The sequence below is a fragment of the Avibacterium avium genome, assembly GCF_900454535.1.
GTDB lineage: Bacteria > Pseudomonadota > Gammaproteobacteria > Enterobacterales > Pasteurellaceae > Avibacterium > Avibacterium avium.
The window spans coordinates 1,126,005-1,142,712 of the sequence record NZ_UGSP01000001.1 but is presented as its reverse complement, the minus strand read 5'-3'; the positions used below and the strand labels follow the sequence as shown (position 1 = coordinate 1,142,712).

Below are 16,708 nucleotides of genomic sequence, written 5' to 3'. Positions count from 1 at the left end.
TTGACCGCACTTTGTTTTTAAAGTGCGGTTAAATTTTAGCAAATTTTATGCTTAACCATAAAGGATAATATTATGTATAACAAACTACTTATCGCCATTGATCTCAGCAATCTGAAAAGCGCTAAATATGTGGTGGATACTGCCCTCAAACTCACCAACCACAATCCTAACGCGATTTACCGTGTCGCGACCATTATCGAACCCATTGATGACAGCTTTATCTCCGCATTCTTACCGAAAAACTTTGACAAATCTGTCATTGAAGAAGCCAACAAAACCCTACACGATTTCACCAAAGCCCACTTCCCAGAAGGCTCAAAAGTACAACATATTGTCGCCCACGGCACAATTTATGAAGAAATCAACCGCATTGCCGATGAAAAAGAAGTAGATCTCATCATTATGCTTGCCAGCAGCAAACCAAACGCCAAAGGCTTAAGCAGCAACACAGTAAAAGTTGCCCGCCACGGCAAAAAACCGATTTTAATTTTACGATAATTGTAAATAAATCAACAAAAAGCGGAAAAATTTCCGCTTTTTTAACGTGATATTTTCCTATCTAAAAGTGCCAATTTGCACTTGCACTATCTTCCGTTAAATAAACCAATAAAGAACGGATAATTTTGTCGGTAAGTTTAATGCTAGCCATAGTTTTTAAGCCTTTGAAATACAATAAATTTATCTCTAATTGTTCCCTCGTTTTCGTCCAAAAGCAGGTGAGGGAACAATGAGGAAACAATTGCTAAAAACTAAGGTGAAAACAAAAATAAGAAAAAATCTAAGTAATTGATTTTATTGGATTGTTAAAACAGGAAAAATGTGAAAAGTATAAAAAATAAGGATTTGGTGGAGCTGGGGGGAGTTGAACCCCCGTCCGAAATTACTCTACCTTCAGCACTACACGTTTAGTCTAGTCTTTAATTTCACTTAACCACTGCGGACAGACACGCGATAGCTAAGCTAGCTTGATTCAATTTAACGTTTCGATCCTCAAGCGGAGGCGTCCACGCGATCTCGTTTGGGTTTGACTCCTCTTGATCCCCGTCTTACGAGCGGAAGCTGGGGAGAGAAGGCTATGAGCAGGTTATTAAGCTGCTAAAGCGTATTGTTCGTCGTTTGCGACTATTTTTTTGCGGTTTATTTACGAGGCCAACCGCACCTCGACGTGCACCTTGGGCTTCGCTAATCCCGTCGAATCCAGAATCAGCCCCAAAACTCGCATATTCTAGCAAGAAGTGCGGTGAAATTCAAAGTGGTTTTGCCATAAAAAGTCTGACAATATAACATTCAGTGAGCCAATCCACGCAAAATTTATAAAAATCTATTAATTTTTAGCTTAGAGAATCTCAATTCCCCAAAAAAAGCTCAAAATTTTCACCGCACTTTTAAACCAATTACTCTCTCACCACATTCAACGCCGAGAAACTTTGTGCTACGGGCATTATTTCAATGCGGTTGATATTAACGTGGGCGGGTTGTTGGTAGATCCATAGCACGGTGTTAGCGATATCTATTGGCTCAATGGGTTGTACGTTGGCATAGACGCTGGCCGCTTTGCTGTCATCGCCTTTAAAACGTACATTAGAAAATTCAGTGCCGCCGCATAACCCCGGTTCTACATTGGTTACGCGCACCTTAGTACCAGCTAAATCGGCGCGCAAGTTCAAGCTAAATTGTTCCACAAACGCCTTGGTTGCGCCGTAAACGTTGCCACCTGGGTAAGGATATGTGCCTGCGATTGAGCCTAAATTGATGATATGCCCTTGTTGGCGTTCTACCATTTGCGGTAACACTTTGCGAGTGAGATAGGTTAAGCCCACAATGTTGGTGTTGATCATTGTTAGCCAATCGTCAAAATTGGCTTGATGTGCTGGCTCTAAACCTAGTGCTAAACCTGCGTTATTCACGAGCAAATCAATTTGTTGGAATGCTTCAGGAAGTCTGGAAAGTGCGCGATCAATTTCGCTTAAATTATTCATATCCATTTGTAATGGAAAGAAATTTTCGCCTAACTCTGCTTGCAACTTTTCCAGTTTTTCTAAACGGCGAGCCACGCCAATCACTTTGTATCCTGCTTTAATAAACACTTCGCACATTGCTTTACCAAAGCCTGCCGATGCGCCTGTAATTAAAATCGCCATAATTCCCCCTATTTAGTTTAGTTGAGTTAAATATCCCTTACCTAAGGCATTCATTTGTCGCATAATCCAACGTTGTTTTTTCTGCACAAACGCGCTGGGTTTATTTGCTTTAAATATGATTGGATTAGGCAGCACCGCAGCTAATAACGCCGCTTCTTGCTGATTAAGCTGTTTCGCCGATTTTTTAAAATAGGCTTGGCTAGCGGCTTCAACGCCAAAAATGCCATTACCAAATTCAGCAATGTTTAAATAGACTTCTAAAATCCGTTTTTTTGACCAAAGCAGTTCTACCATTAAGGTGGTCGGTAATTCAATGCCCTTGCGTAGCCAGCTTTGTCCGTGCCATAGGTATAAATTTTTTACAGTTTGCTGTGAGATAGTCGAGCCACCCCGCACTTTTGTTGATTTTTTATTGTATTTCAATGCCTTATCGATAGCGTCCCAATCAATCCCGTGATGCTGAGCAAATTTTTGATCTTCGGCGGCGATAACGGCTAATTGCATTTGCCACGAAATTTTATCCAAGCTCACCCATTGATATTTAATGGGGTAACTTTCACCGTTTAAAAGATGACTCACTTTCTGCTGTGCCATATAGGAAGAAAATGGCACAGGCACAACACGAAATAGCAAAGTTATGCCTAAAAAAGCCGCAAACGCATAGAAAGAATAACGCAAGATTCTTTGTTTGATGCGCTGCAACCATTTTGGCTTTTTATTCTTTCTGCCCATCAAGCTGTTCTTTTACCCATTGCATAAACTCAGGTGGCATTGTTTTGATCATATTTGATCCCCTTGTAATGGTTGCCGCGCTGGTGTTCAGATTTTGTTGAATTTCGCGTTGTGAGCAACGCTTATCTAATAACTGCGCTACAATTTGTAAACGCAAGCCCACCGCATCTCGTTCATCTGCGGTGAGTAGCAGCGTGAGTAATTCTTGTTCTTTATTTTGTGCAAACGCAGTACGTAAAATCTCGATAAATGCCTGCCATTGATCCATATTTTTGCTCACATACATAGCTTTCTCCTAGGATTAAAACGTTTCACTGTGCTATTAAACTACTTCACTAGTATAATCTATTCTGTTCGGCTTGGGTAAATTTTTCTGCCTTTTCTCCTTGCAACAGCTGGTAATAATAATCGTAAGCTAGCACATTTTGCACATATCCACGGGTTTCATAAAACGGAATGGTGGCGATAAATTCTGCCATTGTGAGCTTGCCATTGGATTTTGCCAGCCAGCTATCAACACGCCGTGCGCCTGCGTTGTAAGCCGCAGCAATTAAAATGCGATTATTGCCATATTTTTCCGCAAGCTGATTAAGATGAGTTGTACCAAGCATAATATTATCAATAGGATCAAACAGTTGGCTCTCTTTTTTATAAGGGAGTTGATCTTGCTCTGCGGTGAGCTTCGCCGTGCTTGGCAACAGTTGCATCAATCCGCGCGCATTGGCAGAAGAGGTTACATTTGCACGCCACGCACTTTCTTGACGGGCGATTGCCATAGCAAAAGTGCGGTGGATTTTTGCGTTATTTTTATTATTAATGAACAAATCAAACCACATTTGATAAGTGTTAGGTAAACGTAAGGCAATATAATCCCACGCTTTCGCTTGAATCGTGGCTTCCACTTGTAAATCAGCCCACTGATTTTGCTCGGCATATTGGGCTAAGGCAAGTTTGCTTGTAAAATCCGAGCTATCTAACAATGCCCGCCATTCACGCTGAATATTGGCACGATCATTGAGTGCCTGTAACTCATTAATGCGCGCAAATTGCTTAGCATAACGCTGTAAAGGTTTTTCATTGGACGAGAAAGTTTTCATCGTAGGTTGATAATCCACGCCCAAACGCTGTGCTGCAAGCATTGGGTAAAATCCCCGTGCATTTTGCTGCATTTGCTGCCAAATCTGAGTGGCTTGCGCAGTTTTGCCTTGCTGAAATAACACTTCACCTTGCCAATATCGCCATTCATCTTTCTGTTTACCTTGTTCTGAAAGCAAATTTAACCAAGGTTGAATATCCGCTTTTTCACGCAATGCCACACGAATACGGCGTTCAGTTTGTTTATCTTCTTTTAAGGTTTGCAGGGTTGCATCGCGCCATTGCTGAATAGACGGATTTTCGCTATCAAAAAGCTGGCTCACCAAGGCAGATTGCCAGCCTTGAGTTTGCGCGGGCGATAAATTAAAGCGAGCCGCCCATTGTTGTAATTGGGCAAAAGGGGCGCTGACATTGAGCTGATTTTCCGTAATAGTTTTAATAAAACGAGGCATTACGGCAAGCAAAATCTGTTTATTTTCATCATTGGCAGGCAAATTTTCTATATAAAAAGCGTTGCTTGGAGAAAGCAATAAACGCGGTGATTTCAATAAATTAGCCAGATTGGTCAGCCAAGTTTTTAATTTGGCATCTCGCGTAAGCGCTGCCAATTCGCTAATTAAGGCACGATTATTTTTTTCTATGGCAAGCAGGGCGCGCTGTTTAATTAGCTCTTCCGTAATCACACCCTGATCGTAGGCTTGCTGGAAAATAGCTTGGCATTGCGTAGGTGAGCTATTTCCTGTGAGCCATAAGTCTTTGATTTTTATCGCAAGTGCGGTGTTTTTTTCTATAATTTTGTCTGCTGTCGCTTCAGGTTCTGTTTGCGATGAAGGTTGCTTTTCTTGCTGTTGTGCTGTCATCACAATGCAAGAGGCGCTGTTATCTTTGGGTAAATCGTTCACATTGGCTAAAATCGCCTGCCAATTTTGTGTATCGTATTGTTGCTGTAACCAATAATTAGGCAAATTCTTGAGCGGAAAATCAGGATATTTCTTTGCAAAATCAATAACTTCATCAAAAGACAAGTTCGCTTTTTTTGCTATTAACAATTGATATTCTGCATAAGGTAAGAGCGGATAATCTTGCAGCTGAACCAATAATCCTTTGGCTATATCTAGTGTGGTTTCACTTTGGGAAAGGGCTAAATACTGTTGCAGCTTGCGATAAATTTCGCGTTCGCGCGCCAGTTTTTGTTGGCTTACTAACAATGCTTTTGCAGCATCATTATTTTCAGGGCTAGCATTAGCTTTATTTACATTTTGCCCCTCTGTGATATTTTGCTTTTCCGTTACATTTTGCGCTTGCTTTACATTTTCTGCCGCTTTTATTTCTGTATTTTGTGCGGTTGAATTCACTGCACGAGCTGGCGGCGCCGAATTTCCCCATACGAAAAGGGAAAGCGAAGATAAGCTTAAGGCAAGCAAGGTTTGGGTAAATTTCATAACATTCCTTTTTATGGCACTTTTTAGATAGGATAAAAATTAGGTAAAAACCACCGCACTTTTGTGCTGTTGTAATGGCTATTTCATAACTACATTTATAAACAAAAGCCCGAATAAATCGGGCTTAAAATCTAACTGATTATTAGACCGCACTTGGCTAAAAAAGTGCGGTGAAATTTTTAGAAGTTTTTACGGCAGTTCGTCAATATCGTCTTTATTCACTTTTTGAATCACCATATGTTCACGTCTTAAGCCCAGATCATAGGCGATACTAATAGCAATATAAATGGTGGAATAAGTACCAAAGCCGATACCGATTAAAAGCGCCAATGAGAAACTATGGATCGTAGGCCCACCAAACACAAACAGTGCGATCACCACGAAAAGCGTTGTGATCGATGTCATCAAGGTTCTTGATAGGGTTTGGGTGAGTGAAATATCAATAATATCCACGGTGTCAATACGGCGAATTTTACGGAAGTTTTCACGCACACGGTCAAATACCACGATACTATCGTTCAGTGAGTATCCCACCACCGATAAAATGGCTGCCACAAAGGTGAGATCCATTTCGATTTGGAAATAAGAAAAGATCCCAAGAGTTACAATCACATCGTGCGCAAGGGCAACAATCCCCCCTGCTGCTAAACGCCATTCAAAGCGGAATGCAATGTAGGCAAGCAACATTAATAAGGTGATTAATGTCGCATAGATCGCGCCTTGGGTAAGTTCTTCACCCACATTTGGACCAACAAATTCCACGCTGCGAATTTGGATATCATTATCCAATTTGCTGAGCATTCCTTTGATTTGCGTGCCAATATCCGCGCCGCCAGCCGAAGCTGAAAGACGGATCATTACATCACGCACGCCACCTGTGGTTTGCACTAATGGGCTTTCGATACCATTTTCTTTTAAGGTGGCTCGGATTTTTTCTAAATCAGCGGGTTGGGAAAAATGCGTATCCACCACCGTACCGCCAGTGAAATCCAAGCCCCAGTTAAAGCCTTTGGTTACAATGCTTGTAATACAAAGTGCGGTAACAATTAATGAGAAAATATAACCCACAAGGCGGTAGCGCATAAATGGGATAAGCTTGAATGGCAAGATTACCCCTTTATATTCATTCACTTTTTTATCTTTTGCAAATAAGCTCATCGTAACCACCTTAAATAGATAATTTCTCAACGCGTTTGCCGCCGTAAAGTAAATTTACCAGCATTCGAGTTCCTGTAATCGCAGTAAACATTGAGATCGCAACCCCTAATGAAAGGGTGATCGCAAAGCCTTTAATTGGCCCTGTTCCCACCGCATAAAGCACGATAGAAGTTAAAATTGTGGTTAAGTTAGCATCAAAAATACTGCTAAATGCCCCGTTATAGCCTTCGTTAATGGCTTGTTGAATGGAGCGTCCGTTACGAATTTCTTCTTTAATCCGCTCAAAAATCAACACGTTCGCGTCCACAGACATTCCCACCGAAAGAATAATCCCTGCAATCCCCGGCATTGTGAGTGTTGCTCCCGGAATTAACGACATTAAACCAACGAGCAAAACCATATTTGCAAGCAGAGCCATACTTGCAAATAAGCCGAACACTTTATAGTAAATCAGCATAAACACCACAGTAATGGCTAAGCCCCAAAGCCCGGCTTGCAAGCCTTGTTCCACATTTTGCGCACCGAGTGATGGCCCAACTGTACGTTCTTCCACAATTTGGATTGGCGCGGTTAACGCACCAGAACGCAATAACACGGAAAGATTAAGCGCTTCATTTGGGCTATCAATCCCAGTGATTTGGAATTGGCTACCAAAACGTCCTTGAATGGTTGCAATATTGATCACTTCTTCGTGTTTAGCTAGAACTGTTTTGCCATTTTCATCTTTTTTGCCGCTGTCTTTATATTCAACATATAAGGTTGCCATCGGCTTTTTCAGATTCATTTTGGTGGTTTGCGACATCATATCGCCGCCTTCGCTATCCAAGGTTACACTTACTTGCGGCGTACCTGAATTTTGATCAACCCCTGATGACGCATTGACAATATGCTCCCCCCCTAATACCGCACGTTTGTACAGCACCACAGGGCGACCATTACGATCAAATTTCACTTCAGAATCTGAAGGCACCATTCCACGCATTGCCGCATCAACATTGGCGTTTTGGTTCACTAAACGAAACTCAAGGGTGGCTGTTGCGCCTAAAATTTCTTTTGCGCGTGCAGTATCTTGAACGCCCGGTAATTCCACCACAATACGCTCTGCGCCTTGGCGTTGAATCACGGGTTCAGAAACGCCCAATTCTTCCACACGGCGGCGTAAAATACTCAAGTTTTGCTCAATGGCGTGATCGCGCGCTTCATTTAACGCAGCATCAGATAAGGTTAAAGAAAGCGTGTTATTAGAAATTTCACGAATATCTAAATTGGGGTGCGCTTGACGCAATAAGCGCTGAACAGCTGAAAGCTGATCAGGATTTTTTAGGGTAACCACAGTGCTATGATTTTCCCCTGCGCGAATATTGGTATATTGATATTTCGCTTTACGCAATTCGCCCAATAAACCGTCTTGCAACTGCTCTTGACGTTTAGCCAGCGCAGTATTCATATCCACTTCCATTAAAAAGCGTACACCACCACGCAAGTCCAAGCCCCATTTCATTGGTGAACCACCAATATCAGAAAGCCATTTTGGCGTAGCTGGCGCAAGGTTAAGCGCGACCGAATAGTCATTGCCTAATTTTTCGCTGATTTTATCTTTGGCAAGCAGCTGATCATCAGTGTTATTAAAACGAGCAAGAATTGAACCGTTTTCTAATTTAATGGATTTTATAGTGAGATGATTTTCGTTAAGAAGCGTTTGCACATTGCTAAGGGTTGTTGTGTTGGCTTCTTGTCCACGAGTTCCTGAAATTTGAACGGCAGGATCTTCACCGTAAAGATTTGGGAGAGAATATAAAACACCAATGGCGACCACAAGGGTCACCATTATATTCTTCCATAAAGGGTAACGATTTAACATAACTTTCCAGTTCCCTTGCGGAAATAGTTAATAATTAAAGGCTTTTTAATGAACCTTTTGGTAACACAGAAACAATGAAATCACGTTTAATGGTAATTTCTGTGCTGTCATTTAAGGCAAGAACAACATAATCGCTTTCTGCCCCAATTTTGGTGATTTTACCAATAATACCACCTGAAGTAAGAACTTCCGTGCCTTTCGCTAACTCAGCCATTAATTGCTTATGTGCTTTATTGCGTTTTGCTTGTGGACGATAAATCATAAAATAGAAAATCAATCCGAACAGAACGAAAATAAATAACATTGACATTGGGCTACCTTGTTGAGCTTCCATCTTTAATCCTTTTTGTTAGTTAATGAAAATGTAGGACGTTAAAATAGCACAAAAACCCTTTATTGACAAAGCGCTTTTGCAAAAGTGCGGTGATTTATGTCAAGGTTTTCACAACAAAAACTTGAGCAAAAAGCACCGCACTTTCTCTTTCTTAGAAAAGATAAAACCTGCCAAAATGCAGGTTTTATTTTATGCGTTAATTTAATTTTTTCGGCGCGCTGCCATTACTTTTCCCATCGCACTTAATTCTTCTTGTGGAATATGGATTTTGCCAAGTTCAAATAAAGGTTCTTCAATGGCAATATGGCTGTCATAACCAGCAATAAATTGTGCAATAAGCGGTGTGGGAATTTGTGTAATTTCGCCTTTTAGCAAGGCTTTCAACTGCACCGACAAAGCCGCCCAATTTTGATGCAAGGTTTCGTGTTGGCTTTCTAAGCGTTCCACATCGGCTTTGGCTTGTGGGCAGTATTTTAGCAATGCAGGGAAAAAATCCTTTTCTTCATCATCGTGGTGCAATGGTGCGGCAATATTGAAATAATTCAAAATTTGCTGCACATCTTTTTGCACCGCTTGAATGTTGCCATTTTTCTCTAAATAGTTAGGCAAAATATTCAGCTGACGACAGAACATTTTCACTTTGCCGTGGCAGGCGTAAAGCATTTCAATCGGCTCATTCCAGCTGGCAAATTGTTGCGGTTGAAGATTAAGCATTTTGTTCACCTTGTGGATTAGAAGATTGTGCATTAGCAGCTTGTGCGTTTTGTTGCACTTCACTTTGCAATGGCGGAACAGGCTTACCAATGCGCGCATAGAAATCTTGCACAAATTGTTCAAAGGTATCGTTCTCAATGGCTTCACGAATTTGTGCCATTAAGCGTTGATAATAACGTAAATTGTGAATAGTGTTTAATCTTGCGCCTAAAATTTCACCGCACTTATCTAAATGGTAAAGATAGGCTTTGGTGTAATTTTTACAGGTGTAACAATCACATTCTGGATCAAGCGGGCTTGTGTCATCACGGTATTTCGCATTACGAATTTTCACAATGCCGTCTGTAACAAATAAATGTCCGTTGCGTGCGTTGCGGGTTGGCATTACGCAGTCGAACATATCAATCCCACGGCGAACGCCCTCCACCAAATCTTCAGGTTTTCCCACGCCCATTAAGTAGCGAGGCTTATCCGCAGGCAGTTGCGGGCAAACATATTCTAAAATGCGGTGCATATCTTCTTTCGGCTCGCCCACTGCCAAACCGCCCACCGCATAACCGTCAAAGCCGATCTCTACCAAGCCTTCAACGGAAACTTTGCGTAATTCTTCATACACGCCACCTTGCACAATGCCGAATAAGGCGTTTTGATTGCCTAACTCATCGAAACGGTTACGGCTACGTTTCGCCCAGCGGAGCGACATTTCCATTGATTTTTTCGCATAATCAAAAGTGGCGGGATAAGGCGTACATTCATCAAAGATCATCACGATGTCAGAACCCAGATCATATTGAATTTCCATTGATTTTTCAGGGGAAAGGAAAATACGTTCGCCATTAATTGGATTTTGGAATTTCACCCCTTCTTCGGTAATTTTGCGTAATTTACCTAGGCTGAACACTTGGAAACCGCCACTATCGGTTAAAATTGGGCGATGCCAGCTCATAAAATCGTGTAAATCGCCGTGTTTACGCATAATTTCTTGCCCAGGGCGTAACCAAAGGTGAAAGGTGTTGCCAAGCAAAATTTCTGCCCCTGTGGCACGCACTTCTTCTGGTGTCATTCCTTTTACCGTGCCGTAAGTGCCGACAGGCATAAAGGCTGGGGTTTGCACTTCAAATTCCCCTTGCGGGCGTTGGAAAGTCATTGTGCCACGGCGTGCCGTGCCATCAGTTTTATGAAGTTTAAATTTCATTGTCATTATGTTTCCTTTTCGAATAAACAGTTCGAGGGTTAATTAATAGGCATTAGCGATTAATCTAAGCCCGTTACATTAGGATTTTTCGTAATAAACATCGCATCGCCATAACTGAAAAAACGGTAGCCATTTTGCACCGCACTTTCATAGGCTTGCATCGTGTGCTTGTATCCTGCAAAGGCAGAAACTAGCATAATCAGCGTACTTTCTGGTAAATGGAAATTGGTGATTAAGGCGTCCACCACAAGGAATTTTTTACCTGGGTAAAGAAAGATGGACGTATCAGAAAAATACGGCGCAAGTAGTTGCCCACTCTGGTTTTCTTGGCTAAATAACGCCGCACTTTCAATGGAGCGCACGGAGGTTGTTCCCACGGCAATCACACGCTTGCCGTTGGCTTTGGTGCGCAAAATGGCGTCCACCGTTTCCTGCGGCACTTCCACATATTCCGCGTGCATTTTGTGATCTTCAATATTTTCTACCCGCACAGGCTGGAATGTACCCGCGCCAACGTGCAAAGTAACAAAGGCAAAATTCACGCCTTTTGCTTTCAGCTTTTCCAATAATTCATTATCAAAATGCAAGCCCGCAGTGGGTGCCGCCACCGCGCCCGGTACTTTGTTATAGACCGTTTGATAGCGTTCTTTATCAGCATCTTCATCGGGGCGATCAATATAAGGTGGCAGTGGCATATGGCCGATTTGTTGCAGCACGTCTAAAAGTGCGGTGCTTTTTTCTGCCATTTCTAGCTCAAATAAAGTATCGTGGCGGGCTTTCATAATCATTTTAATGCCCTTGCCTTCGCCCAATTTATCTTCGCCGAGAAACAACTCTGCTCCTTCTTTCGGGGCTTTGGAAGAACGAATATGCGCGAGAAAACGATCTTCCGACAAAATTCGTTCCACCAACACTTCAATCTTACCGCCGCTAGCTTTGCGACCGTACATTCTCGCTGGGATTACGCGGATGTTGTTAAAAATTAGTAAATCCCCCTCATTGATGAGATCCACCACATCGGCAAAAGTGCGGTGAAAAAGTTCACCATTTTCACCATTAAGCTGTAATAACCGGCTGGCGGTGCGATCCGCTTTGGGATAGCGCGCGATCAACGCATCGGGTAAATCAAAATAAAAATCTGAAACACGCATAATTCTTTTAATTAAAATAAGAGTAAACAGGGATTAGTTGGCGTAGTCTATTGAGATTTTGTGGATTGTACAAGGAAAATCTAAAAGTGAAAAACGTTCCAAAAAACAACCGCACTTTTAATGCCGTCAAATGATGGCAAAAGTGCGGTCAAATTTTCACAAGGTTTTAATTAATCTTTCTTATGGCTTAATTGCGGTAAGAAAGATTCTTTTGAAATGCTGAGTAACCCCGTTTGGGTGTAAATCCCTAATTTATCGCGAGTATCCACAATGTCCAAGTTACGCATTGTTAATTGACCGATACGATCTAATGGATCGAATGGCGCATTTTCAATTTTTTCCATACTCAAACGCTCTGGGTGATAAGTGCTGTTCGCTGATGAAGTGTTTAAGATGGAATAATCGTTCCCACGGCGTAACTCAAGGGTAACTTCGCCTGTAATCGCACGCGCCACCCAACGCTGAGCGGTTTCACGCAACATTAAGGCTTGCGGATCGAACCAGCGACCTTGATACAACAAGCGACCTAAACGTAAGCCGTTGATACGGTATTGTTCGATGGTGTCTTCATTGTGAATTGCACTGAGCAAGCGTTCGTACGCGATGTGTAATAACGCCATTCCTGGGGCTTCATAAATACCACGAGATTTCGCTTCGATAATGCGGTTTTCGATTTGATCCGACATTCCCAAGCCGTGGCGACCACCAATGCGGTTGGCTTCAAGGAAGAGTTCCACTAAATCGCTAAATGATTTGCCATTTAACGCCACTGGCACGCCCTCTTCAAAGCGTACGGTTACTTCTTCAGGTTTGATTTCTACATCTTCACGCCAGAATGGCACGCCCATAATTGGGTTTACAATGCGAATGCCACGGCTTAATAATTCTAAATCTTTCGCTTCGTGGGTTGCACCAAGCATATTGGAATCTGTTGAATAGGCTTTTTCTACCGACATTTTGTATTCAAAACCATTCGCGATCAAAAATTCTGACATTTCGTGGCGGCCGCCAAGCTCTTCAATAAAACGGTTATCTAACCAAGGTTTGTAAATTTTTAAATTTGGATTGGTTAATAAGCCATAGCGATAAAAACGTTCAATATCGTTACCTTTGAAGGTACTACCATCGCCCCAGATATTTACATCATCTTCTTTCATTGCAGAAACCAACATTGTGCCAGTTACCGCACGGCCTAATGGTGTGGTGTTGAAATAGGTAGCGCCACCGGTAGAAATATGGAATGCACCACATTGAATTGCGGCAATCCCCTCGTGTGCAAGCTGGCTACGGCAGTCGATTAAACGTGCGTTTTCCGCACCGTATTCCATCGCTTTGCGTGGAATGGCGTTGTAATCTTCTTCATCAGGCTGACCTAAATTTGCTGTATATGCGTAAGGAATTGCGCCATTTTGACGCATCCAAAGCAATGCTGCACTGGTATCTAATCCGCCTGAAAAGGCAATTCCAACTTTTTGCCCTACTGGAAGGCTTTGTAAAATCGTGTTTGACATAGTAATACCTTATGGTTTTATTTAAGTTATCGTTTGCGTGATTTTAAATCGGCTTATTATCAATGAAATTGCCTTTAAAGTCTATGCGATATTAAAGAGATTTTTCTTGCGTTGGGATCATCAAATCTGGATCGGGATATTGATAAACAAAATCCAACTCTTGGCAAATTTTATTCCCCTCCACAATACGCACAGGATCATCTGGCGAGCAAATAAAGTGCGGTGCAATTAACCCAAGTTTTTCCGCCATTTGCCCGTAATATTGTGCTTTCGGTGGGTGATGGGGCGCAGAAAGATGATACAACCGCTGTCCGCTTGGCGTTTCAAGCAAAAGCTGAATGGCGCGCGCGCAATCATCAATATGCACTAAATTCACTGGCGTGTTGCCCTGCTGCACTGCTTGTTTATTTGCCAATGAATAGACAGGGTGACGATCTGCTCCAACCAGTCCAGCAAAGCGGATAATATCACAATCCACATTGCTTAACGCTGTCAACCATTGTTCAATTTCTAGCAAGCCTTGTCCTATTTCACTGTCCGGATGCGGGATCTGGGCTTCATCAAAATGTCCATTTTGCATTGGAAAAACAGAACTAGAGCTGATAAAAATAAAATGCTGAACGCCGTGATTTAAGGCTTCATTCACCAGATTTTTAATGCCCTGCACATAATCCTGCACATTGAAGAAATATTGACTTGGCGGAATGTTGATGACAAGGCTGTCCACCGCCAACAGCGCCGATAAATCATCAGGATCAGCGTTAATTTCAGGCTCAAGCAACAAATGATAGGTTTCAAATCGCATTAAACGCATTTGTTCCACTTCATCGTGCGTGCGTTTCGTGCCTTTTACCGTCCAACCTAAATGTTTTAAATGGCGCGCAAGGGGCAACCCCAACCAACCTAATCCAACGATTGCAACAGATCGCATATTACCTCGATATTCTAATAAAACTGCATTGCATTCTAGCGGAAAATTTAACCAGAAACAAAGAAGAAAATCATTCCAAAAAGATAAAAAAAGTGCGGTGAAATTTTTTTAATTTTTCACCGCACTTCGTGAAATAAATTAGATAACGTTTAAAGATGAAAAGTAAATGAAAGGCAAAGGAAAAAGACGAAAGGCAAGCCACCTTTCGTCTTTGCCATTTTATGATAGGAAAAACCGTTTATTCTGGCTGTTTTGTTGGTGAAATTTTTTCTACTTTTGCTTGTTTCACCATATTATCCGCCACTTCTAAAATGGTGATTTTTAAGCCGTTGATTTCACATTCCGTGCCTTCTTCGGGAATTTCTTCCAAATGCTCTAAAATCAATCCGTTGAAAGTGCGCGCTTCGTCTGTGTCTAAATGCCAGTCAAACAATTTGTTCAGATCACGAATATTGGCAGAGCCTTCAATGATCATTGAGCCGTCAGATTGCTGAGTAACTTCTTCATCAATGGACGGAGCAGTTGAAGTGGTAAATTCGCCCACGATTTCTTCCAAAATATCTTCCAAGGTGACCAAGCCTTTGATGTCGCCATATTCGTCCACCACCAAGCCAATCCGCTCTTTTTTACTGCGGAAATTCAATAATTGCGCATTAAGCGGCGTGCCTTCGGGGATAAAATAGGCTTCGTCCACCGCGCGGATCAAGGTTTCTTTGCTGAATTCATTTTTATCTAGCATTAAGCGATAGGCTTCGCGCACACGCAAAATACCTAGCACATTTTCGTCCATACTCTCTTTGTACAGCACCACTTTACTGTGCGCCGAATGGTTGAGCTGACGCATAATGGCTTTCCAATCATCGTCAATATCGATCCCGCCAATGTCGTTGCGCGGCACCATAATGTCGTCCACGGTAACTTTTTCTAAATCTAAAATAGAAAGCAACATTTCTTGGTGAGCGGAAGGAATGAAATGCCCCGATTGATTCACAATGGCGCGTAATTCTTCTGTGCTTAAAGAACTGGTTTTTTGCTCGTTTTTCACGCGGAATAATTTCATCAAGCCACGAATAATCAGGTTCATCAAGAACACAATGGGGCTAAAAATTTTCAGCAATGGGGTGAGAATATGGCTTGATAAAAACGCCACTTTTTCAGGATAAAGTGCGGCAATAGTTTTCGGAAAAATTTCCGCAAAGATCAACATTGCGAAGGTTAATGCCCCTGTGGCAATCGCCACGCCCATATCGCCATATAAACGCATACCAATAATGGTTGCAATGGCAGAGGCAGAAATATTCACAAGGTTATTACAGATAAGAATCAGGCTAAGTAAAATATCTGTTTTTTTCAAAAGTTTTTCTGCTTTTTTCGCCCCTTTATGCCCTTTTTCGGCTAAAAAGCGCATACGATAGCGGTTGGCGGAAAGCAAGCCTGTTTCTGAACTGGAAAAATAGGCGGATAAAATGAGTAAAATAATTAAAGTGATAAATAACGTACTAAGGGGAATACTATCCAAAATCAAGTCCTTTTATAAAACCATCGTTCTTGGGTGGCCGAAATTAAAGCCCTAACCCAAACGCAACTCGGCTGCCAAAATAGGCAATCGAAAGCAAAATCATACCTGAAATGCTATAAATAATCACCTTTTTTCCACGCCAATGCCATTTCCAATGCCCGAGTAACGCGACACCTAGCACCAACCACGCAAGGAACGAAAAGATGGCTTTTTGTACATTTTGCATACCGAAGAAATCTGGCAAATAAATCGCCCCAGAAATTAGCGTTAGGGTCAGCAACACTTCACCACTTAGCATTAAGCGGAAAAAATGGCGTTCCACCGTCATTAATGGCGGAATAATTGGCGATAAAGCCAGTTTTTTGCTTTTTAGATTGCGGTCAATCCACCACAACTGCACAGCATATAAAGTGGCAATAAAACAAACAGCATAAGCCAACAGCGCCAAGCCGATATGCAAGAATAAGCCCACATTGTGGATCAAATGCTGCACGATAGAAAAAGGTAAAAATGTTTGTAAAATCAAATTGATAATGGCAAGGCAATAGACAATCGGCAACAAAAACCATAGCGTATTCACCCGAAAACCAATGGCAAAAGTTGCTAAAGCCGCCACGATCACACTTAGCAAGGAACTGATGTCCATTAAGGTGAAAGTTTGCTCATTCGCCCAATGGGAAAACAACGGCGCAAGGCTGATGCCGTGGGTAATAATCGCCAAAAGTGCGGTGCAAAAAAACAATGTTTTATTCGGTTTTTTGGTTTGTTCGCCCGAATGGGCTTTCAACAACATCGGGGTAATGAGAAGAATGCTAATTAAATATAAAAAAATTGAAACAACGGCAAACCACATTTTTATTCACCTTATTTATTCGCTTTAATGCCAAATTAAGAACTATTCTTATTCTAGCCTTGCCGCACTAA

General features: G+C 41.9%; 15 protein-coding genes and 1 other RNA gene. 1 reads left to right on the top strand and 15 read right to left on the bottom strand.

Annotated features, from left to right (window positions below):
* Positions 1-72 precede the first annotated feature (72 nt).
* Entirely contained in the window at positions 73-498 is a 426-nt protein-coding gene (locus DYC50_RS05730; RefSeq protein ID WP_115249364.1) for a universal stress protein, read from the top strand.
* A 346-nt stretch (positions 499-844) separates the two neighbouring features.
* Here the strand turns inward: DYC50_RS05730 and ssrA are convergent.
* The 15 genes from ssrA to DYC50_RS05655 form a co-directional block, all read right to left on the bottom strand.
* Positions 845-1,211: a transfer-messenger RNA gene (gene ssrA, locus DYC50_RS05725) on the bottom strand.
* Positions 1,212-1,394: 183 nt separating this feature from the next.
* Positions 1,395-2,144: an SDR family oxidoreductase gene (locus DYC50_RS05720; RefSeq protein ID WP_218564410.1), complete on the bottom strand. Its 750-nt coding sequence runs from the start codon at positions 2,142-2,144 to the stop codon at positions 1,395-1,397.
* A 9-nt stretch (positions 2,145-2,153) separates the two neighbouring features.
* Positions 2,154-2,873 carry a monofunctional biosynthetic peptidoglycan transglycosylase gene (gene mtgA, locus DYC50_RS05715; RefSeq protein WP_103852642.1) on the bottom strand — a complete coding sequence of 240 codons (720 nt, stop codon included), beginning with the start codon at positions 2,871-2,873 and terminating at the stop codon, positions 2,154-2,156.
* Positions 2,857-3,159, bottom strand: coding sequence for a trp operon repressor (trpR, locus tag DYC50_RS05710; protein ID WP_103852641.1), 303 nt, complete (start codon positions 3,157-3,159; stop codon positions 2,857-2,859). Before trpR ends, mtgA begins: the two co-directional genes overlap by 17 nt.
* Positions 3,160-3,208: 49 nt before the next feature.
* Positions 3,209-5,410 carry a transglycosylase SLT domain-containing protein gene (locus DYC50_RS05705; RefSeq protein WP_115249362.1) on the bottom strand — a complete coding sequence of 734 codons (2,202 nt, stop codon included), beginning with the start codon at positions 5,408-5,410 and terminating at the stop codon, positions 3,209-3,211.
* Positions 5,411-5,599: 189 nt separating this feature from the next.
* Positions 5,600-6,568, bottom strand: a complete 969-nt coding sequence (gene secF, locus DYC50_RS05700; protein WP_115249361.1) for a protein translocase subunit SecF — start codon at positions 6,566-6,568, stop codon at positions 5,600-5,602.
* 10 nt (positions 6,569-6,578) lie between these two features.
* Complete coding sequence (secD, locus tag DYC50_RS05695) at positions 6,579-8,429, bottom strand: protein translocase subunit SecD (RefSeq protein WP_115249360.1); 1,851 nt, start codon at positions 8,427-8,429, stop codon at positions 6,579-6,581.
* A 34-nt stretch (positions 8,430-8,463) separates the two neighbouring features.
* Positions 8,464-8,763, bottom strand: a complete 300-nt coding sequence (gene yajC / locus DYC50_RS05690; protein ID WP_103852637.1) for a preprotein translocase subunit YajC — start codon at positions 8,761-8,763, stop codon at positions 8,464-8,466.
* Positions 8,764-8,964: 201 nt separating this feature from the next.
* Complete coding sequence (locus DYC50_RS05685; RefSeq protein ID WP_115249359.1) at positions 8,965-9,477, bottom strand: hemerythrin domain-containing protein; 513 nt, start codon at positions 9,475-9,477, stop codon at positions 8,965-8,967.
* Positions 9,470-10,672 (bottom strand): tRNA guanosine(34) transglycosylase Tgt, encoded by a 1,203-nt coding sequence (tgt, locus tag DYC50_RS05680; RefSeq protein WP_115250168.1) that lies wholly within the window; start codon positions 10,670-10,672, stop codon positions 9,470-9,472. The genes DYC50_RS05685 and tgt overlap by 8 nt, the downstream gene beginning before the upstream one ends.
* 59 nt (positions 10,673-10,731) lie before the next feature.
* A complete protein-coding gene (queA, locus tag DYC50_RS05675; RefSeq protein WP_115249358.1) occupies positions 10,732-11,823 on the bottom strand; it encodes a tRNA preQ1(34) S-adenosylmethionine ribosyltransferase-isomerase QueA in 1,092 nt (363 codons plus the stop codon).
* Between the two features lie 170 nt (positions 11,824-11,993).
* Entirely contained in the window at positions 11,994-13,334 is a 1,341-nt protein-coding gene (argG, locus tag DYC50_RS05670; protein ID WP_115249357.1) for an argininosuccinate synthase, read from the bottom strand.
* Positions 13,335-13,425: 91 nt separating this feature from the next.
* Positions 13,426-14,265, bottom strand: a complete 840-nt coding sequence (locus DYC50_RS05665; protein ID WP_115249356.1) for an SDR family oxidoreductase — start codon at positions 14,263-14,265, stop codon at positions 13,426-13,428.
* A gap of 238 nt (positions 14,266-14,503) precedes the next feature.
* Positions 14,504-15,784: an HlyC/CorC family transporter gene (locus tag DYC50_RS05660; RefSeq protein WP_103853412.1), complete on the bottom strand. Its 1,281-nt coding sequence runs from the start codon at positions 15,782-15,784 to the stop codon at positions 14,504-14,506.
* A gap of 43 nt (positions 15,785-15,827) precedes the next feature.
* Positions 15,828-16,637 carry a cytochrome C assembly family protein gene (locus tag DYC50_RS05655; RefSeq protein WP_115249355.1) on the bottom strand — a complete coding sequence of 270 codons (810 nt, stop codon included), beginning with the start codon at positions 16,635-16,637 and terminating at the stop codon, positions 15,828-15,830.
* Positions 16,638-16,708 lie beyond the last annotated feature (71 nt).